The organism is Micromonospora sp. WMMA1923 (genome assembly GCF_049179195.1).
GTDB lineage: Bacteria > Actinomycetota > Actinomycetes > Mycobacteriales > Micromonosporaceae > Micromonospora > Micromonospora yangpuensis.
In genome coordinates this window covers 2,481,015-2,500,279 of record NZ_JBMHLZ010000001.1, presented here as the reverse complement: position 1 = coordinate 2,500,279, position 19,265 = coordinate 2,481,015, and the positions used below count along the sequence as shown (strand labels likewise).

The window sequence follows — 19,265 nt, the reverse complement described above, 5'->3', positions numbered from 1 at the left end:
TTCACCGCGTCCACCGTCGACGGTCCGACCACCACACCGCGATGCCACCTCGTCACGACGCCCGTCGAAGCGCTTCGACACCGCGCCGGACGTGCGGCGAGCACGGAAGGCAACCGCCATGACCGACCACACCGACCGCAGCACCGACCCGTGGCCCGCCGCCCGGGTCGACGACCTGCTGGGCCAGCTCACCCTGCCGGAGAAACTCGGTCTGCTGCACCAGTGGCAGGCGCCGGTGGACCGGCTCGGCCTGCCGCCGTTCCGCACCGGCACCGAGGCCCTGCACGGGGTGGCTTGGCTCGGCCCGGCCACGGTCTTCCCCCAGGTGATCGGCCTGGCCAGCACCTGGGACGCCGAGCTGATCCGGGCCGTGGGCGCCGCCGTCGGCACCGAGGTACGCGTCAGACACCACCACGACCCCGACAGGGTCGGGCTCAACGTGTGGGCGCCGGTGGTCAACCCGCTGCGCGACCCCCGCTGGGGCCGCAACGAGGAGGGCTGGGCCGAGGACCCGTGGCTGACCGGCCTGCTCGCCACCGCCTACGCCCGGGGCCTGCGCGGCGAGGACCCCCACCGGTGGCGTACCGCACCCACCCTGAAGCACTTCTGCGGCTACAACAACGAGACCGACCGGGCCACCACCAGCAGCGACCTGCCCGCCCGGGTGCTGCACGAGTACGAACTACCGGCCTTCCGCGCCCCCCTGGCCGCCGGCGCGGCGGTGGCGGTGATGGCCTCCTACAACCTGGTCAACGGGATCCCGGCGCACCTGAGCCCGCTGATCGCCCAGCAGCTGCGCCGGTGGGCGCCGACGGAGATCATGGTCGTCGGCGACGCCGGCGCGGTGACCAACATCGCCGGCGTGCAGGCCCACCTGCCCGACCACGTCGCCGGGTTCGCCGCCGCGCTACGCGCCGGCATCGACAGCTTCACCGAGGACGACACCGACAGCGCACCCACCATCAACCGGCTGACCGAGGCGCTGCGCCGCGACCTGGTCACCGAGGCCGACGTGGACCGGGCCGTCCGGCGGATCCTGACCGTCCGGGCCCACCTGGGCGACCTGGGCCCCGACACCGACGACCCGTGGGCCCACCCGGCACCGCAGGCGCTCGACGGTCCGGCGCACCGGCAGTTGGCGCGTACCGCCGCCGCCCGGTCGGTCGTGCTGCTGCGCAACGACGGGCTGCTGCCCCTGGACCCGGCCACCACCGGTCAGGTGGCGGTGCTCGGCCCGCTCGCCGACACGGTGTACCAGGACTGGTACAGCGGCACCCCGCCGTACGCGGTCACCACCTACGCCGGGCTGGCCCAGCGGCTGCCCGCGGTGACCACCCACGCCGGGGCGGACCGGATCGCGTTACGCCTCGGCGACCGGCACGTCGGCGGCCCGGCCGGCGCCGACGGCGGCCCGTTGACCCTCGGCGCCGACCCGGCCGGCTTCGACGTGTTCGACTGGGGTGCCGGGCTGCTGGCGCTGCGGTCGGTGGCCAACGGCCGGCACGTCGGCGTCGACGACGACGCGCGGCTGGTCAACGACCGCCCGGGGCCCGGCGGCTGGGTGGTGCGGGAGACGTTCCGCTGGCACCGCCGCCCCGACCACACCGTCCTGCTGCACCACGTGGCCGGCGACCGGTACGTCACCGTCGGCACCGACGGTGTGCTGCGCGCCGACGCCACCGGGCCGCACGAGGCCACCGCGTTCGCCGTCGACCTGCTCGTCGACGGCGCCGCCGAGGCCGCCGCGGTGGCCGCCACGGCCGACGTGGCCGTGGTGGCGCTGGGCAACCATCCGATGGTCAACGGACGGGAGACCGAGGACCGCGTCGACCTGGCGTTGCCCGCGGCGCAGGAGGCGCTGCTGCGGGCGGTACGCGCGGCCAACCCCCGTACCGTGCTGGTGCTCACCAGCAGCTACCCCTACGCCGTCGGCTGGGCCGACCGGCACGTGCCGGCGGTGCTCTGGTCGGCCCACGGCGGCCAGGAACACGGCACGGGGGTGGCGGCGGTGCTGACCGGCGAGACCGAGCCGGCCGGCCGGCTCACCCAGACCTGGTACGCCGACGCCGCAGACCTGCCCGACCTGCTCGACTACGACGTCATCGGCGCCGACGCCACCTACCTGTACCACCGGGGCGACCCGCTGTACCCGTTCGGCCACGGGCTGAGCTACACCACCGTCGACTACGCTGATCTTCACCTGAGCGCGACGACGATGACCGTGGGTGAGGAGGTCGTGGTGAGCGTCGAGGTCACCAACAGCGGGAGCCGCCCCGGCGAGGAAGTGGTGCAGCTCTACACCCGCCAGCGCCGCTCGGCGGTCAAACAGCCGTTGCGGCAGCTACGTGACTTCGCCCGGGTCAGCCTGGATCCCGGGCAGCGGCGGGTGGTCCGGCTGCGGCTGCGCGCGGCGGACCTGGGCTACTGGGACGAGTCCCGCGAGGCCCACGTGGTGGAGACCGCCACCCACAGTGTCCTGGTCGGCCGCTCCTGCCGGGACGTGCGGCTGGTCGGCACGGTCGCGGTCCGGGCCGACGAACCGGCGACCCGGACCGAGGTCGTGCCGGCGATGCGCAGCGGCGGCCAGCGGTGAGCCCCACGACCGCTCGGCGGTGCGGCCGGTGAAGTCACCCGACCAGGTCACCATCGCCGACGTCGCCCGGCACGCCGGGGTGGCCGGCAGCACCGTGTCGTACGTGCTCAGCGGCAAACGGGCCATCTCCGAGGTCACCCGCAACCGGGTGCTGGCCAGCGTCCGGGCGTTGGGGTACCACCCCAACGCCGGGGCACGGGCCCTGGCCAGCCGCCGGGCCAACGTGATCGCGTTGGTGCTGCCGCTGCGCTCCGGGATGCAGGTGCCGGTGGTGATGCAGTTCGCCATGGCGGTGGTGACCACCGCCCGGGGCTTCGACCACGACGTGCTGCTGGTGACCTCCGACGAGGGCCCGGCCGGACTGCGGCGCATCGCGGCCAGCGCCATGGTCGACGGCATCGTGCTGATGGACGTGGAGCTGGACGACTGCCGGGTGCCGCTGCTGCGGGAGCTGGCCCGGCCCAGTGTGCTGATCGGCTTTCCCGCCGACGCCGCCGGGTTGACCTGCGTGGACCTGGACTTCCACCAGGCCGGTCAGCTCTGCGTGCAGCACCTGGCGGGGCTGGGACACCGGCGGATCGCCCTGTTGGGCGCCCCGGCTGCCGTCTACGACCGGGGCACCGGGTTTGCCCACCGTACCCGGGCCGGTGTCGTCGAGGCCGCCGCGGCGTGTGGTGTGCAGGCGGTGGCCCGGCCCTGCGAGGAGGGCGCGGCGGCGGTGCGCCAGACGTTGGTGGAGCTGTGGGAGCAGCATCCGGACCTGTCGGCGCTGGTGGTGCAGAACGAGGCGGCGGTCGGCCCGGTGTTGGCCGCGTTGCCGGGGCTGGGTCGACGGGTGCCGCAGGACGTCTCGGTGGTGGGCATCTGCCCGGACCAGTTCGCCGAGCAGGCCAGCCCGATGGTCACCTCGGTGCCGGTGCCGGCCGAGGAGCTGGCCCGTCAGGCGGTGCACCTGCTGATGGGCAAGCTGCGTGACGAGGTGGTGCCGCCGGCCACTCTGCTGGCACCACGGTTGACCGTACGCGACAGCACCGCCGCTCCGGTGCGGCCCGGCCCACCGGCGGTGCCGGTCACAGCTGGCTGAACCACTGCCGCACCGCCTCGACCCCACCGCCGCCGAGGGCCACCATCAACGCCAGGCGGGCCTTGCCGGCGGGCAGGTCCCGGGCGTGGATGGCACCCATGCCGGCGGCGAGCCCGTCGGGGGGCAGCAGGTCGCCCCAGTCGTGGCCGTCGCTTCGGCGGCGGGCGGCCACCACCGGCGGGGATGCCCCACTCGGTGCACTCGGCGACCGCGCCCAGCAGGCCGACCGGCACGTTGCCGACCCCGGTGCCCTCCAGCACGATGCCGGCGGCTCCGGCGTCGACGGCCGCGGTCACCAGGGTCGCGTCGATGCCGGGGTAGCACCTGATCAGCGCCACGTCGCGGGCAGGCTGCCCGGATGGGCCCGGTGGGCGTGGCGGCGGCGTGCCGACGATGCGGATCCGGCCGTCGTCGAGGCGGGCCACCGGTGGGTGCGGTGCGGAGGTCAGGGCGGTGTGGCCGCCGGTGGTGACCCAACGGGCGGCGTGCAGGTCACCGTCGGCGCACACCAGCACCCCGTGGTGGCGCAGCGCCGGGTCGGCGGCGGCGGTGAGCGCGGTACGCAGGGCGGCCGGTGCGTCGGCGTCACGCTGGTGGGCGCGCCGTACGGCGGTGGCCAGCACCACCGTGCCGGGCAGGTCCGGGGCCAGCAGCAGGTCGGTCAGGAAGGCGGTCTCCTCGACGGTGTCGATGCCGTGGGTGAGCACCACCGCGTCGTGGCCGTCGTCGAGCAGTCCGGCGCGGACCCGCCGGGCCAGGGTGAGCTGGTCGCCGCTGTCGAGGTCCCAGCTGGGGCCGACGGTCAGGTCCCGCACGTCGACCTCGGTGCCCGGCGGGGGTGGGCCGGCCGTGGCCAGCAGTTCGGCGCCGGTGAGCACCACCGGTGTGTCGCCACGGCGGGCGTGGGCCATGGTGTCGCCGGTGGCCAGCATCAGGATCCGGGTGGTCACCGGAGTTCCCTTCCGGTGTCGGTCATGGCCGGTGGGAGTCCAGGCGTCGTTCCAGCCCGTCGATGCGTGCCAGCAGGGGACGCAGGCGCTCGTCGAGGGCGGCGAGCAGCCGCGCCGGGTCGCCGGCCGGGGTGGGCGCCGGTGCCTGGGCGCGCAGGTGCGCGTAGCCGGCCAGGGCCGCGGTGACCGCCCGGTGGGTCAGTCGCGCCTCGGCGCCGGCGGTGCGCAGCACCTGCCCGGCGGCCCCGTCGGGCTCGGTGACCAACCCGAGCAGCAGGTGTTCACAGCCGACGTAGTTGTGTCCCAGGGCGATCGCCTCGGTCACCGTCAGCTCCAGGGCGTTGGCCGCGGCCACGCTGAAGCGTCGGTCGTCGTCGGTAGAGTCACCACCGGCACACACCGGCGGGGAAAGCGGGGCGTCGCGATGGTCAGCACGGCAGCGATGGTGGGCATCGCACTGGTCGCCCTCGGCATGGTGCTGACCCCCGGGCCCAACATGGTCTACCTGGTCTCCCGCTCGGTGGCCCAGAGCCGCCGCGCCGGACTGGTCTCCCTGCTCGGCGTCGCCGCCGGCTTCGGGGTCTACCTGCTCGCCGCCGTGGCCGGCATCGCCACCGTCTTCGTGCTGGTCCCCACCCTGTACCTGGTGGTCAAACTGGCCGGCGCCGGCTACCTGCTCTGGCTGGCCTGGCGCACCCTGCGCCCCGGCGGCACCTCGGTGTTCACCCCGACACCCCTGCCGGCCGACCCGGCCCGCCGGCTGTTCACCATGGGCCTGGTCACCAACCTGCTCAACCCGAAGATCGCCATCCTGTACGTGTCGCTGCTGCCCCAGTTCATCGACCCGCAGGGCGCCCCGGTGGCGGTGCAGAGCCTCATCCTCGGCGCCACCCAGATCGTCGTGGCGTTGACCGTCAACACGCTGATCGTGCTCGGCGCCGGCACCATCGCCGCCTTCCTGGCCACCCGCCCCGGCTGGCTGCGCGTGCAGCGCTACGTCATGGGCAGCGTCCTGGCCGCCCTGGCGGTCCGCATCGCCACCGACCGGTCCCGGGCCGCCGTGGCCACCGGCTGACCCGCGCCCCGCCCGGGCGTCGACCACCGGCGCTAGACTTCGACCCCGATGGACGACCCGCACCCCACCACCGACACCCGCCCCTGCGCCCACTGTGGACGTGACGTGCCGCAGCGCGTCGGCGCGGGCCGCCCGTTCCGGTACTGCCGCGACAACGACGGCGCCTGCCAGCGGGCCTCCCGCAACACCCGGATGCGTCACCGCCACGCCCCCGGCCTGCCCGGGCAGGTGGCCCGCACCTGGGAGGCCGTCGACCGCCTCGACCAGATCGTGGCGACCCTCACCGAAACCCTGCACGCCGAGCTGTCCCCCACCGGCGTGGAACGGCAACTCGCCCAGCTACGCGCCGAGGCCGCCGCGCAGATCGCCCAGGCACACACCGAACGCGACGAGGCCCGCACCGACGCCGACACCGCCCGCGCCGACGCCACGAAGGCCCGCCAGCAGGCCGAGGCCGCCGTAGCCGAGGCCGCCGACGCCCGCCAGGCCGCCGACCAGGCCACCGCCCGGGCCGCCGCGGCCGTCGACCGGGCCGAGCAGGCCGAGCAGGCCCGCGACACCGCCCACCGCGAGACCAGCGCCGCGCAGGCGCTGCGGGTGCAGGCCGAACGCGACCGTGACGCCGCCCGCCACGAGCTGCGTACCGTGCGCGCCGAGGTCGACACCGAGCGGCACCGCACCGCCGAGCTGACCACCGAACGCGACACCGCCCGCGCCGAGGTCGCCCGGGTGACCGCCGTGGCCGACGAGGCCACCGGCCACGCCGAGCAGGTACGCGCCGCGCTCACCCAGGCCCACGCCGACCTGGCCGCCGCGCGCACCGACGCCGCCGACCTGACCGCCGAGATCGCCACGGTGCGCGCCGAGGCCGACCGGCTGCGCCAGCACGTCGCCGAGGCCACCGACGCCGTGGCGCAGGCCGGTGCGGCCCGCGACACCGCCCGCGCCGAGGCCGAGCAGGCCCGCGTCGAGGTCGCCACGGCCACGGCCCGCGCCGACGGACTCGCCGCCGACCTGAGCCTGGCCCGGCAGGCCGCCGCCGCCGCCGAGCAGCGCCTGGGTGACCTGCAGGCCCGGCTGCGTGCGGCCGAGGACGACCGGGACCAGGCCACCCGACGCACCGCGCAACTGGTCGACCAGGTCAGTGACCTGGCCTCGGCCCTGGCGCGGCTCGGTGCGCCCCGACCCGGCTGATCCGCCGCCGACGGCGCGGGCCGGCTACCCTGGGGTGGGCCCGCGCGACACGACGACCATCACCGTGGGCGGGAATGGCCCGACGACCACGCACCGTTACACCGAGAAGTCCAGCACCACGAACGAGGGGAAGTCGATCATGGGCGAGCGCATGCTGCGCGGCAGCCGTCTGGGTGCGGTCAGCTACGAATCCGACCGCAACACGGAGCTCGCGCCGCGCCAGACCCGGGAGTACCTCTGCGCCAAGGGCCACCAGTTCGAGGTGCCGTTCGCCGTCGACGCCGAGGTCCCGGTGACCTGGGAATGCAAGTTCGACGGCAGCGTGGCCCGGCTGGTCGACGGCAACGAGCCGGAGCAGAAGAAGGCCAAGCCGCCACGCACCCACTGGGACATGCTCCTGGAACGGCGATCCGTCGCCGAACTGGAAGACATCCTCGCCGAGCGGCTGCAGGAGGTCCGCACCCGCCGCGGCCGCGCCTGACCGCCAGCACACCCTCGCCCCGGACAGCACCGCTGTCCGGGGCGAGACGCATCTGCGGGCAGGCAGCCCGGTGCCAGCCTCAGTGCCGGCCGGGCTCGACGATCTCACCCTCGATGGCCCGACCCGCGTCGACCACCGGCTCCGGCGCCACCGGCTGCTCCTCGGCGGCACCCCGGTACACCCGCACCTTGCGCGGCCCGAACAGGTCACCGGCCACCATCGACGACACCCGACGCTCCGCGGCCCGCTGCACCCCGACACCGGCCAGCCGCCGCACCGGCGGCACCAGCAACACCAACCCCACCACACCACTGAACAACCCCGGCGTGGCCAACAACAACGCCCCCGACAACCCCAACAGGCCGTCGGTGACCTGCCGACCCGGCGGCTGACCCGACTCCGCAGCCGCCCGGAACCCCCGCCACGCCCGCATCCCCTCACGGCGCAGCAACACCAGACCCACCAACGACGCCGCGAACACCAGCAGCAACGCCGACGGGTACCCGATCCACCGGCCCACCGCGACGAAAACCGCCACCTCCGCGACCACCACCAGCAGCATCCCCAGCGGCACGAACCTCAGTCCTCGGCGCATGTCACCTCATCTGCGTCGACGTCCTCGCCCCTCCAGCATGACACGCCGTGCCTCACGGCCACCGCACCTGCCGGACCGGAGCACGCCGCCGGTCCCGCACCGCCCACCCGGTGATCCGCCACAACGCCTCCGCGACGATCAACGGGCTCATCTTGCTGGCCCCCCGCTCCCGCTCGGCGAACGTGATCGGCACCTCCACGATCCGCAACCCCGCCCGATGCGCCAACCGGCACAACTCCACCTGGAACGAGTACCCCTGCGAACACACCGACTCCAGGTTCAGCGCCGACAACGCCGCACTGCGGTACACCCGGTACCCACCCGTGGCATCCGACACCGGCACCCCCAACGCCCACCGCGCATACAGGTTGCCACCCCGCGACAGCAACAACCGCCGCACCGGCCAGTTCACCACCCGCGCCCCGGCGGTCCACCGCGACCCGATCACCACATCGGCGTCCCGGGCCGCGGCCAGCAACCGGGGCAGATCCTCCGGCGCGTGCGACCCGTCGGCGTCCATCTCCACCACCGCGTCGTACCCGCGCTCACGCGCCCACGCGAACCCGGCCAGATACGCCGCCCCCAGCCCCTCCTTGCCCCGCCGGTGCAACACGTGCACCCGCCGGTCGGCCGCCGCCATCGCCTCGGCTATCCGCCCGGTGCCGTCGGGACTGTTGTCGTCGGCGACCAACACCTCCACCTGCGGCGCCGCCCGGTGCAGCCGCGCCACCACCGACGGCAGGTTGTCGGCCTCGTCGTAGGTCGGGATGACCACCAACACCCGCCCCACCCCGAGGTGGCCCACCGCCGGCTGACCGTGCGTTCCGCCCACCACTCCTCCGCCTCCGCCGGTCGATCACCGGCCACGCCTGGGGCTGGCGGCACGGCACCGTCGTCGGCTACCGCACCCGGCCCGCCCGGCGCCGCAGCACCGCCGCGGCCACCAGCACCGCGCACGCTGACACGGTCAACGCCACCTCCGGCCACACCCCCACCCGGGTGGCCACCGTCCGCCCGTCACCGAGCTGCATCTGCCGGACCACCACCGCCTCGGTGTTGAACCCGGTGGCGTCGAGTACCCGCCCGTCGGGGGTCACGAACCCGGACACACCGACCGTGGACGCCATCAACGCCGCCCGGCCGTGCTCCACCGCCCGCAACCGCACCATCGCCAACTGCTGACGGGCCTCGGCCACGTCGAACGTGGCGTTGTTGGTCTGCACCACCAACAACTGCGCCCCACCGACCACCGTGTCCCGCACCAGGGCGTCGTAGGCCACCTCGAAACAGATCACGTCACCGACCACCGCCGGCCCCGTGGCCAACACCCCCGGCTCCGTACCCGCCACGAAATCCGCCCGCACCCGATCGACCTGCGCACTGACCATCCGCGCCAACCGGCGCATCGGCACGTACTCGGCAAACGGCACCGGATGCCGCTTCGTGTACACCTGCCCCAGATCGGCGCCGCTGCCCGGCCGCCACAGGATGCCCGCGTTGCGGACCTGCCCCGGCTGGTCACCGGCCAACACCGCACCCACCAGGATCGGCGCGCCCACCGCGTCGGCGGCCTGCGAGATCCGCGCCCCCGCGCCGGCGTCCCGCAACGGGTCGATGTCACTGGAGTTCTCCGGCCACACCACCAGGTCCGGACGCTGCTGCGTACCCCCGTCGACCCGCGCGGCCAACCGCAACGTCGCCTCGACATGGTTGGTCAACACCGCCTGCCGCTGGGCGTTGAAATCCAACCCCAACCGCGGCACGTTGCCCTGCACGATCGCCACCGTCACCCGGTCACCACCGCCACGCACCCCCACCGGCACCAGCAGCCCCACCCCGGCCACCGCCACCACCGCCACGGCCACCGCCGCCACCGACCGCCACGCCCGCGCACCCGCAGGCCACCGCCGCCACCCCAACCACACCAGCAACCCGCCGAGCACCGCCACCGTGAACGTCACCAACGGCGCACCACCCACCGCCGCCAACCGCAGCACCGGCGAGTCGTCCTGACCGAACGCCAACCGCCCCCACGGGAACCCACCGAACGGCACCCGACCCCGCAGCGCCTCCTGACCCACCCACAACACCCCGGTCACCACCGGCCAACCCCACCGCAGCCGGTCCACCACCGGCGACACCCATGCCGAGGCCACCGCCAACACCGCCACATACCCGGCCTGGAACACCGACAACAACACCCACGGCAGATAACCGGTGTGCAGGTTCGTCCACGCCAACAACGGCGCGAAGAACACCACACCGGTCAGGAACCCCAGACCCGCCGCCGCCGGCAACCGCCGCCGGTGCGTCACCGCCGCCAACAGGGCAACCCCCACCGGCGCCAACGGCCACCACCCGTACGGCGGGAACGCCACCAACAACGCCAACCCGGACAACACCGCACCCGGCACCGCCCACCACACCGGCACGGGACCCGCCGGGCCACCCGCCACCGACGCCACATCCCGCCCGACCCGCACCGCGTCGCGTTCCCCGACCGTCACCGGCCGAAGATTACCCGCCCCCACCTCACCCGCCGAGCGCCCCCACGGACACGAAATCGGGGCGCGGCATACGCCGCGCCCCGATGCTCCCAGGCCCTTCCCGGCCGGTGGGGCGAGAATGCGGCACGCCGACCTTCGGACCGACCCGACGTGGACTGGCTGCCCCACGCCTGGCCGTTGTCTACTGGCCGTGCACCTCACCCTGCCCGTACACCGGTAACCGCGACCGGTTCGCGCCGCCCCGCCGACCCCCGCCCGCTGGACCTGGCCGCCGCGACACATCGCACCGTGTCGCTCGGCCAGCGGACGAAGAGACGAAGCGAACAACAGCCGCTTCCCGTGGTAGGACTCAAAGACGGTACGACCCCGACCCCCGCCGTTGTCAACCCACACCGGCCTGTCGTGTGCCGCGCCACGGCGTGTCGCACCACCTTCGCCCGCGGCGAACCGCTCACCGGCGCAACCCCCAACCCACCAACTCCCGCGCCACCTGCGGATGATCCACCGCCAACAACCCCGCAGCCGCCAACACGTACTCCACATCCACCACCGGCCGCGCCGCCCGCGGCACCGCCCACCCCCCGGCGTGATCCGCGAGCACCCCCGCCACCACCTGCACCCCGTCACCGCCGGCATGGCGCACCACCCCACCCGAGGCCACCACCACCCGCACATCCCGCAGATCCCGACCCCACCGCTCCCCACCCGCGGCACCCCGGGCATGCCGGCGCACCGCCACCACCGCCGCCAACTGCGCCAACCGCCGGTCCACCGCCCGCTGCGCCGGCTCCACCGGCACGAACCCCACCTCCGCGGCCCGCGCCTGCGCCGCCGCGGCCAACACCACCTGCTCGTCGGCGTCCACCAGCCGCTCCCGCACCGCCGCCCGCACCACCTGAGGCGCACTCCACCGCACCCCCAGGTCCCCCTCGACCGTCCGGGCCCGCCACCACGCCCCCGCCACCTGCCGCCCCGGACCACCGGCCCGCTCATCCGGCACCAACACCGAGTACACGTCCGTGGTCGCCCCACCGACATCCACCACCAGCAGATCCCCACCCACCACCCCGGCGAGCACCTCCACCCCGGTCAACACCGCATCCGGCGTCGCCGCCCGCACCAACCGCGCGAACCGCGACCCCCGCGACAGCCGCTTACCACCGATGACATGCCGCAGGAACACCTCCCGGATCGCCGCTCGCGCCGAATCCGGCGCCAACACCCCGATCCGGGGCAACACGTTCCCGGCCACCGTCACCGGCACCCCCGCACCGGCCAACAGCTGCCCCAACGCCCCACCCACCGCCGCGTTACCGGCCACCACCACCGGCACCCGCCACCGGGCCCGCGCCAACCGCGTCGCGTTGTGCGTCACCACCTCCGCGTCACCACCATCGGTGCCGCCGGTCAACAACACCACATCCGGACGCGCCGCCCGCAACGCCGACAGCTGCGCCGCCCCCAACCGCCCCGCCGCCACGTGCACCACATCCGCACCCGCGGACAACCCCACCCGCCGACCCGCCCGCGCGGTCACCAACTCCTCGTGACCCACCACCGCCAACCGCAACCCACCACCGGCCGACGAACACACGTACCACGGCACGTCACCACCCGGCCGGCCCCCACCCGCCGCCACCACCGCCGCGTCCAGGCCGTGCAGCACATCCGTACCCGACGTCGTCGGCACCGACGCCGCACCCACCAGCACACCGGCATCCAGGTCGACCACCACGACCTTCGTGAACGTCGACCCCACATCCGCGCAGACCGCGACCCTCACGCCGCCGCCACGACCACCGTGCCGGTCGCCGTCACCGCCACCAACGGCGGCACCAGCACCTGCGCCGCCGACCCACCACTGCCCCGACACACCACCCGCGCCACGAACTCCACCACCCGACTACGCGAACCCACCCGCGTCACCGTCGCCGTCACCTCCACCACGTCACCGGCGCGCACCGCCGCCCGGAACTGCACATCCGCGTACGAGGCGAACAACCCCTCATCACCATCGGTACGGATACACACCTCTGTGGCCACATCCCCGAACAACCCCAACACGTACGCCCCATCGACCAGGTTCCCCGCATAGTGCGCATGCGAGTACGGCACGTACCGGCGATGGGTGACCGTCAGACCCAGCCGAGGATCACCCACGGGGTGCTGACCGGGCACGGACTCGTGGCCCTCGGTGCGCTCGCTCATGCCGTGCTGGTCGGGCCTGGACTCGTGGCCCTCGCTACGCTCGGTGCGCTCGCTCATGCCGTGACCTTCCTGCTCGTGATCAACGCGTGGACGAGGTAACTGGCGACCTCACCCGGGGTGGTGCCCCGACCGAAGATCCGATCCACCCCCAGCTCCCCGGTCATCGTCTCGTCGAACCGCGGACCACCCACGATCAGCAACGGCCGCCGCCCCGTCGGCATCGCCTCCCGGAACGCCGCCGACATCTCCCGCGTGTTGTGCAGATGCGCGTCCCGCTGCGTCACCACCTGCGACACCAACACCGCGTCCGCCCGCTCCACCCGGGCCGCCTCCACCAACTCCGGCACACTGACCTGCGCGCCCAGATTCGTCACCTTCAACTCCCGGTAGTACTCCAGCCCCTTCTCCCCCGCGATGCCCTTGACGTTCAGGATCGCGTCGATGCCCACCGTGTGCGCGTCCGTACCGATACACGCCCCCACCACCGACAACTTGCGCCGCAACCGCCGCTTCACCACCGCGTTGACCTCCTTGGCGCCCAACAACGGAAAGTCCCGCTCCACCACCTGCACCGCGTTCAGATCCACCAGGTGGTTCACCCGCCCGTACACCACGAAGAACGTGAACCCGTCACCGATCGGCTTGGCGTGCACCAACATCGCCGGGTCCAGGCCCATCCGGTTGGCCAACTGCACCGCCGCACCCTCGGCCCGCTTGTCATGCGCCACCGGCAACGTGAACGACACCTGCACCATCCCGTCACCGGTGGTGTCCCCGTACGGCCGCACCACCCGCTTCTCACCCCCGCTGCGCTCACTCATGAGGGGCACTCCAGGATCTCCGTGGCCGGGTTGTAGTAGCCGTCCTCGTGCCGCGCGACACCGTCGAGGCCCTTGCCCCGGTCCGCCGGCCGCTTCATGATCCCGAACGTGCCCTCGGCGATCGCCGTCAACAACGACTGCTGCCCGATCCGCTCCAGCAACTCCACCGCGTCGGCGAGCACCCGGTGCGCCCGCTGCTGGACGAACCCGCCCGGCGCCGGCACGAAATCCTCATGCAACCCACCCGCCGCGCCCAACACGTACCGCACGTTCTGCAACGCGATGTCCCGATCCGACAACCACGGCGTCACCACCGCCTCGGTCATCATCCCCACCAGCAGGATGCCCTGACCGGTCATGGCACCCACCAGATTGAAGAACCCGTCCAGCAGATTCCCCCGGAACACGTCACCGGTCATGTGCTTCGTCGGCGGCATCCACTTCAACGGTGCATCCGGAAACAACTCCCGCGCCAACAACGCGTGCGCCAACTCCAACCGCAACGACTCCGGCACATCCGGGTTGATCTCGAACGCGTGCCCCAACCCCAGCAGGTCGTCGGTCAGCCCCGCCTCGTGCGCGAAGAACTCGTTCAACAGCTGCGACACCGTCACCGTGTGCGCCTCCTCGACCGCGTCCGCGGTCGTGAGGTAGTTGTCCTCACCGGTGTTGATGATGATCCCCGCCCGCGCGTGCACCTGCCGCGAGAACCGCTGGTCCACGAACGTGCGGATCGGGTTGATGTCGCGGAACAGAATCCCGTACATCGAATCGTTGAGCATCATGTCCAGCCGCTCCAGACCCGCCAACGTCGCCATCTCCGGCATGCACAGCCCCGACGCGTAGTTCGTCAGCCGCACGTACCGGCCCAGCTCCTTCGACGTCTCGTCCAGCGCCGCCCGCATCAACCGGAAGTTCTCCTGCGTCGCGTACGTCCCGGCGAACCCCTCCCGGGTCGCCCCCTCCGGCACATAGTCCAACAACGACTGCCCCGTCGACCGGATCACCGCGATCACGTCCGCACCCGCCCGCGCCGCCGCCTGCGCCTGCGGAATGTCCTCGTAGATGTCCCCCGTCGCCACGATCAGATAGATCCACGGCCGCCGCGGCGGATCCCCGAACCGCTTGACCAGGCGATCCCGCTCCACCCGACGCCTGTCGATCCGCCGGACCCCCGCCGCCACCGCCCGCCGCGACACCCGCCGCGCCACCGTCGCGGCCTTCCCGACCGGCACCTCGAACCGCACCGACCCGGACGCCGCCAACTGCGCCAACAACGTCACATCCCCGACGCCCTCCCGCGCCAGCGCGTCGAACACCGGCAACGCCACCCCGCTACCCAACCCCACATCGGCCACCACCGCGTCCACCAGCCGGTTCACCCACGGAATACCATCCGGATCCGCCCCCGACACCCCCGCCAGCCGCAACACCGCCCGCTCCACCGACACCGTCGTGTGGCTACGCGCCAGATCCACCACCGGCTGCCCCACCCGACGCGCCAACTCCCGCGCCCGGCCCACCACCACCGGATCCAGCCCCAGCTTGCCCGTCACGACACCCCCTCCTGATAGATCACGTCACCCCGCAACACCGTGGCCCGACACACCGGCAACGGCGTCGGATCCCCCACCCCCCGCACCTCCGGATCCGCCGCCTCCAACACCGGCAGACCACCGGACACCCCCGCCGGCGTCGACCACACCGCGAACGTCGCCGGCGCACCCAACGCCAACACCCCCTCACGATCCATCCGCACCGCCCGCCACCCACCCCGGGTATGCGCCGCGAACGCCGCCCGCACACTCATCCGCTGCGCCGCACTGTGATGCGCCACCGCCGCCCGCACCGAACCCCACGGATCCAACGGCGTCACCGGCGAATCCGACCCGAACGCCAACGCCACCCCCACCGAATGCATCGCACCCACCGGATTCGACGCCAACGACCGCGCCAACCCCAACCGCGACTCGTACATCCGACCCGCACCACCCCACAACCGGTCGAACGCCGGCTGCATCGACGCCACCACCCCGAACTCCACGAACCCCGCGATCAACCGCCGGTCCGCCAACTCCGCGTGCTCCACCCGATGCCGCGCCGCCCGCACCCGATCCGTACCCAACCGCTGCGCCGCCCCCGCCAACCCCGCCAACACCGTCGACAACGCCGCGTCACCGATCGCGTGGAAACCACCCTGCAACCCGTACTCCGCACACCCCAACAAATGATCACGAACCTGCTCGGCACTCAGATAACCGTGCCCACAACCCCCACCGTCGACATACGGCACCGACAACTGCGCCGTGCGCGCCCCCAACGCCCCGTCCACGAACAGATCCCCACCCGCACCCACCGCACCCAACTCCCGGGCCCGCCGCGCACCACCCCACTCACCCCAGTACCCGTACACCTCCGGCACCCCGACCCCCGACAACGCCAACAGACCCGTGAAATCCTCCTCGTCGGAGATCTCCGGACCACCACACTCGTGCACCGCCGCGATCCCCACCGACGCCGCCTGCCGCAACGCCACCCGCTGCGCCGCCACCCGCTGCGCCCGCGACACCGCACCCTGCGCCGCCGCCCGCACCACGTGATGCGCGTCCCGCCGCAACCACCCCGACACGTCGTACCCCGCCACCCCCACCACCTGCGGACACGCCGCCAACAACGCCCGCGACACCAACGCCGAGTGAATCGAGGCCTGCGACAGATACACCCGCCGACCACCCGCCGCCCGACCCACCGCATCGGCATCCGGCAACACCGCGTCAGCCCACCGCGACTCGTCCCAGCCATGACCCAACACCACCGCGTCGGCCGGCAGCACCGCCGCGAACACCGCCACCGCGTCCAACAACTGCCCCGCCGACCGCACCGCCGACAGGTCCAGGCCCGACAACACCAACCCCGTGTCCGTCACGTGCACATGCGCGTCCACGAACGCCGGCGTCACCAACGCCCCGTCCAACTCCACCACCCGGTCCGCCACCGGCGCGTCGGCGTCCACCCCCAACCAGGCGATCCGACCATCACGCACCAACAGCGCCGTCGCGCCAGGCTCCGCCGGACAGTGCAGCACTCCACCGCGGTACAACGTCGAGGCAATCGTCATGGCGGTCAGTCTGCCGCCAACCGCGCCTCGAAGAGCCCACGCACCCCCGGCTCCGCGCGCACCAACTCCAACGCCAACTCCGCGTGCCCCGGGACGTACCCGTTGCCCACCAGCATCGTCACGTCCGCCGCCAACCCCTCGGCACCCAGCGCGGCCGCCGCGAAACTCGTCGCCATCGAGAAGAACACCACCGTGCCGCCGTCCGCCGTGGCCAACACCGCGCCGTGCTCACACCCCGGCACGTCCACACAGACCACGGTCACGTCCGCCGGCGTCCCCAACGCCGTGGTCACCGCCGTCGACAACGCCACCGGATCCCGCGCGTCGGCCACCGCCACCACCGACGCCAGGCCCGCCGCCACCAGCGCGTCGCGCTGCGCCGCCACCGGCACCACCCCGACGGTACGACCCGCACCCGCCCGCCGCGCCGCCGCCAACGACAGCGACCCGCTCTTACCGGCACCACCGATCACCGCCACCGACACCGGACGCGCATCCCCCTCGCGCTCCCGCCGGGCCACCTGCTCGGCGACCACCCGCGCGGTCAACGCCGGCGCCCCACACACGTCCAACACCGACAGCGACAGCTCCGGGTCGAGATCCGCCGGCAACACCGCCGCCAGAGACCGCGCGAACAGGATGGCGTAGCCGTCGCACGGCACCTGCTCGCTGCAGCCGTCCCACCCGACGAGGTCGTCGGTGATCGTCAAGGGTGTCCAGGTCAACGACACCAACGTCGCCACCCGGTCCCCGGGCCGCAACCCCAACGGTGACCGCCGGCCGACCTCCTCGACCGTGCCGATCAACATCCCACCCGAACCGGTCACCGGGTTCTGCATCTTGCCCCGGGCCGCGATGATCTCCCGCACCTCGGCGCGGACCTTCTCCCCATCCCCGCCATGGGATTCCCAGAGCTGGCGAAAGCTCGCCGCGTCCAGGTTCAACCGCTGCACCCGGACCCGTACCTCGTTCGCCCCGACCGCGGGGTCGGCGTCCAACCGCCACGCCGCCTGCGGCAGCACGCCCACCGGCTCCACGACCCGGTGCAGACCAACCGGTGACGTCACGCCAACCTCCCCCAGCCGACCGAAACCCCGCCCCAGGCTCGCACAGCGGGAAAACTTACGGCAGACTAATTTCTCAACCGAATAATTTCCAGTACCCTACGAACTCGCCACACACCACCAGAGGAGGGGCCGTGACCCAGACCCAACCGGCGGAGACCATCCCCGGGCCCCACCTGACCCCCGCCGCCGGCCAACCCTACGAATACCGCCGCGCCCCCCTGGTCGAACCCGACTGGACCCGCTTCCCCGGCTGGCGCCAGGTAACCCGCGACCAGTGGGAATCCGCCCAATGGCAACGCGTCAACTGCGTCAAGAACCCCACCCAGCTACGCGCCGTCCTCGGCGACACCGTCGACGAAAGCTTCTACACCGACCTCGCCGCCGACCAACACGCCCTGGCCACCATGTCCATGCTGGTGACCCCCCAGATGCTCAACACCATGGTGCCGTCCGCGCCACCGACCACCGAGGCCTTCCACGCCGACCCGATCCGCCGCTACATGATCCCGGTCGCCTCCGACCGGCGCACCGACTGGCCCTCACACCCCTACGCCAGCCGCGACTCGCTGCACGAACACGACATGTGGGTCGCCGAAGGCCTCACCCACCGCTACCCCACCAAGGTCCTCGCCGAACTGCTCTCCACCTGCCCCCAGTACTGCGGGCACTGCACCCGGATGGACCTGGTAGGCAACTCCACCCCCGCCGTCGACAAACTCAAGCTCACCCTCAAACCCGTCGACCGCTACGACGCCCACATCACCTACCTCAAGGCCCACCCCGGGGTACGCGACGTCGTCGTCTCCGGCGGTGACGTCGCCAACGTCCCCTGGCGCAACCTGGAGTCGTACCTGATGCGGCTGCTGGGCATCGAAACCGTCCGCGACATCCGGCTCGCCACCAAGGCGCTGATGGGCCTGCCCCAGCACTGGCTGCAGCCCGACGTCGTCGAGGGCCTGGAGCGGGTCGCCCGCACCGCCGCCCGCCGCGGCGTCAACCTCGCCATCCACACCCACGTCAACCACGCCCAGTCGCTGACCCCCCTGGTCGCCAGGGCCGCCCAGACCGCCCTCGACGTCGGCGTCCGCGACGTACGCAACCAGGGCGTCCTACTGCGCGGCGTCAACGACACCAGCGCCGACCTGCTCGACCTCTGCTTCGCCCTGCAGGGTGAGGCCGGGATCCTGCCGTACTACTTCTACCTGTGCGACATGATCCCCAACGCGGAACACTGGCGGGTCCCGGTCTGGCAGGCCCAGCAGCTCCAGCACGACATCATGGGCTACCTGCCCGGATACGCCACCCCACGGATGGTCTGCGACGTCCCGTTCGTCGGCAAACGCTGGGTGCACATGCTCACCGAGTACGACCGCGAACGCGGGATCTCCTACTGGACCAAGAATTACCGCACCTCCATCGAGTCCGCCGACCTGACGGCCCTGGAGAAGCGCTACGCCTACTACGACCCGATCGACACCCTGCCCGACACCGGCCGGCAGTGGTGGCACGAACACCGCGACGACTGACCCGGCACCAGACACGACGCGGCGGCCCCGGAGGATCGATCCTCCG

At 72.9% G+C, this 19,265-nt stretch carries 16 protein-coding genes and 1 pseudogene; 6 read left to right on the top strand and 11 right to left on the bottom strand.

Going from position 1 to position 19,265, the window contains the following annotated elements; genetic code table 11:
• The first annotated feature begins 118 nt into the window (after positions 1-118).
• Complete coding sequence (locus ACN28G_RS11165) at positions 119-2,593, top strand: beta-glucosidase family protein (RefSeq protein WP_421479059.1); 2,475 nt, start codon at positions 119-121, stop codon at positions 2,591-2,593.
• A gap of 28 nt (positions 2,594-2,621) precedes the next feature.
• Positions 2,622-3,677, top strand: a complete 1,056-nt coding sequence (locus ACN28G_RS11160; protein WP_421479058.1) for a LacI family DNA-binding transcriptional regulator — start codon at positions 2,622-2,624, stop codon at positions 3,675-3,677.
• Positions 3,678-3,916: 239 nt separating this feature from the next.
• Here ACN28G_RS11160 and ACN28G_RS11155 read toward each other — a convergent pair.
• Together ACN28G_RS11155 and ACN28G_RS11150 are read right to left on the bottom strand one after the other, a co-directional pair.
• Positions 3,917-4,588 (bottom strand): annotated as a pseudogene (locus ACN28G_RS11155) (asparaginase domain-containing protein); the annotation flags it as partial.
• Positions 4,589-4,649: 61 nt separating this feature from the next.
• Entirely contained in the window at positions 4,650-4,982 is a 333-nt protein-coding gene (locus ACN28G_RS11150) for a Clp protease N-terminal domain-containing protein (RefSeq protein ID WP_421479057.1), read from the bottom strand.
• Between the two features lie 69 nt (positions 4,983-5,051).
• Here ACN28G_RS11150 and ACN28G_RS11145 point away from each other — a divergent pair, with 69 nt between their 5' ends.
• The 3 genes from ACN28G_RS11145 (at position 5,052) to ACN28G_RS11135 (ending at position 7,377) form a co-directional block, all read left to right on the top strand.
• The gene (locus tag ACN28G_RS11145) at positions 5,052-5,702 is read left to right on the top strand and encodes a LysE family translocator (RefSeq protein ID WP_421479056.1); all 651 of its coding nucleotides are present in this window, start codon (positions 5,052-5,054) and stop codon (positions 5,700-5,702) included.
• A gap of 48 nt (positions 5,703-5,750) precedes the next feature.
• Complete coding sequence (locus ACN28G_RS11140) at positions 5,751-6,896, top strand: hypothetical protein (protein ID WP_421479055.1); 1,146 nt, start codon at positions 5,751-5,753, stop codon at positions 6,894-6,896.
• 139 nt (positions 6,897-7,035) lie between these two features.
• Positions 7,036-7,377: an RNA polymerase-binding protein RbpA gene (locus ACN28G_RS11135; protein WP_091446481.1), complete on the top strand. Its 342-nt coding sequence runs from the start codon at positions 7,036-7,038 to the stop codon at positions 7,375-7,377.
• 79 nt (positions 7,378-7,456) lie between these two features.
• Here ACN28G_RS11135 and ACN28G_RS11130 read toward each other — a convergent pair whose 3' ends face one another.
• The 9 genes from ACN28G_RS11130 to ACN28G_RS11090 form a co-directional block, all read right to left on the bottom strand.
• Entirely contained in the window at positions 7,457-7,972 is a 516-nt protein-coding gene (locus ACN28G_RS11130; RefSeq protein WP_091438347.1) for an FxsA family protein, read from the bottom strand.
• 52 nt (positions 7,973-8,024) lie between these two features.
• On the bottom strand, positions 8,025-8,804 hold the full coding sequence (locus ACN28G_RS11125; protein ID WP_139135681.1) for a polyprenol monophosphomannose synthase: 780 nt from the start codon (positions 8,802-8,804) through the stop codon (positions 8,025-8,027).
• A gap of 67 nt (positions 8,805-8,871) precedes the next feature.
• Entirely contained in the window at positions 8,872-10,479 is a 1,608-nt protein-coding gene (gene lnt / locus ACN28G_RS11120; protein ID WP_421479054.1) for an apolipoprotein N-acyltransferase, read from the bottom strand.
• 451 nt (positions 10,480-10,930) lie between these two features.
• A complete protein-coding gene (locus ACN28G_RS11115) occupies positions 10,931-12,262 on the bottom strand; it encodes a glutamate mutase L (RefSeq protein ID WP_421479053.1) in 1,332 nt (443 codons plus the stop codon).
• The gene (locus ACN28G_RS11110) at positions 12,259-12,639 is read right to left on the bottom strand and encodes a hotdog domain-containing protein (RefSeq protein WP_091446477.1); all 381 of its coding nucleotides are present in this window, start codon (positions 12,637-12,639) and stop codon (positions 12,259-12,261) included. Before ACN28G_RS11110 ends, ACN28G_RS11115 begins: the two co-directional genes overlap by 4 nt.
• A 101-nt stretch (positions 12,640-12,740) precedes the next feature.
• Positions 12,741-13,508, bottom strand: a complete 768-nt coding sequence (locus tag ACN28G_RS11105) for an OAM dimerization domain-containing protein (RefSeq protein WP_421479052.1) — start codon at positions 13,506-13,508, stop codon at positions 12,741-12,743.
• The gene (locus ACN28G_RS11100; RefSeq protein ID WP_421479051.1) at positions 13,505-15,064 is read right to left on the bottom strand and encodes a lysine 5,6-aminomutase subunit alpha; all 1,560 of its coding nucleotides are present in this window, start codon (positions 15,062-15,064) and stop codon (positions 13,505-13,507) included. The genes ACN28G_RS11105 and ACN28G_RS11100 overlap by 4 nt, the downstream gene beginning before the upstream one ends.
• Positions 15,061-16,626: an amidohydrolase gene (locus ACN28G_RS11095; protein ID WP_421479050.1), complete on the bottom strand. Its 1,566-nt coding sequence runs from the start codon at positions 16,624-16,626 to the stop codon at positions 15,061-15,063. Before ACN28G_RS11095 ends, ACN28G_RS11100 begins: the two co-directional genes overlap by 4 nt.
• Positions 16,627-16,631: 5 nt before the next feature.
• The gene (locus ACN28G_RS11090) at positions 16,632-17,693 is read right to left on the bottom strand and encodes a zinc-binding alcohol dehydrogenase (RefSeq protein ID WP_091438327.1); all 1,062 of its coding nucleotides are present in this window, start codon (positions 17,691-17,693) and stop codon (positions 16,632-16,634) included.
• Positions 17,694-17,824: 131 nt separating this feature from the next.
• Here ACN28G_RS11090 and ACN28G_RS11085 point away from each other — a divergent pair, with 131 nt between their 5' ends.
• Positions 17,825-19,219: a KamA family radical SAM protein gene (locus tag ACN28G_RS11085; RefSeq protein ID WP_421479049.1), complete on the top strand. Its 1,395-nt coding sequence runs from the start codon at positions 17,825-17,827 to the stop codon at positions 19,217-19,219.
• The last annotated feature ends 46 nt before the right edge of the window (positions 19,220-19,265 follow it).

Bases quoted from the DNA above. Each gene is read 5' to 3' on its own strand.
- ACN28G_RS11095 (WP_421479050.1), bottom strand. From the start codon at position 16,626: ATGACGATTGCCTCGACGTTGTACCGCGGTGGAGTGCTGCACTGTCCG.
- ACN28G_RS11105 (WP_421479052.1), bottom strand. From the start codon at position 13,508: ATGAGTGAGCGCAGCGGGGGTGAGAAGCGGGTGGTGCGGCCGTACGGG.
- ACN28G_RS11135 (WP_091446481.1), top strand. From the start codon at position 7,036: ATGGGCGAGCGCATGCTGCGCGGCAGCCGTCTGGGTGCGGTCAGCTAC.
- ACN28G_RS11165 (WP_421479059.1), top strand. From the start codon at position 119: ATGACCGACCACACCGACCGCAGCACCGACCCGTGGCCCGCCGCCCGG.
- ACN28G_RS11145 (WP_421479056.1), top strand. From the start codon at position 5,052: ATGGTCAGCACGGCAGCGATGGTGGGCATCGCACTGGTCGCCCTCGGC.
- ACN28G_RS11130 (WP_091438347.1), bottom strand. From the start codon at position 7,972: ATGCGCCGAGGACTGAGGTTCGTGCCGCTGGGGATGCTGCTGGTGGTG.
- ACN28G_RS11140 (WP_421479055.1), top strand. From the start codon at position 5,751: ATGGACGACCCGCACCCCACCACCGACACCCGCCCCTGCGCCCACTGT.